Origin of the sequence: Mesorhizobium sp. M2A.F.Ca.ET.039.01.1.1, assembly GCF_003998035.1 — a bacterium.
In the GTDB taxonomy this organism is placed as follows: Bacteria; Pseudomonadota; Alphaproteobacteria; order Rhizobiales; family Rhizobiaceae; genus Mesorhizobium.
Genome location: NZ_RZRY01001562.1, coordinates 1 through 424, shown reverse-complemented (window position 1 = coordinate 424; position 424 = coordinate 1). Strand labels below are relative to the sequence as shown.

Below are 424 nucleotides of genomic sequence, written 5' to 3'. Positions count from 1 at the left end.
GTGGCGCTGCGCGAGCTGCCGACCGGGGTGGTGCTCGGCTCGATCCTCGGCGTCGTCGGCATCTGCCGCATCGCGCTCTGGCAGTATTCCGGGTTCTACGACTACGGCCCGCACTGGATGCTGATCGCGGCGACGGTGGGCGCGGCGCTGATCGGCATCGTCACCTTCGGCTCACTTCGGGATCGATGCTGCCTTTCGCGCTGAAGCGGATCGGCTTCGACCCGGCAAGCGCCTCTGCGCCGTTCGTCGCCACGCTGGTCGACGTCACCGGGCTGGTGATCTACTTCTCGGTGGCGCTGGTGATCCTGCGCGGCACGCTGCTTTAAAAATCTTGGGGTCGCTGGCGTCGCCAGCGGCCCCAAAGCTGCAATCAAACGCGTTCGCCGTTCTTCACGCGGTAGGTCGGCTTGTACATCGTGACCAG

The 424-nt window shown here is 65.8% G+C and carries 1 pseudogene; it reads left to right on the top strand.

Features of this window, described 5'->3' with window-relative positions:
- Positions 1-326, top strand: a pseudogene (locus EOA24_RS40930) (magnesium transporter); the annotation flags it as partial.
- Positions 327-424 lie beyond the last annotated feature (98 nt).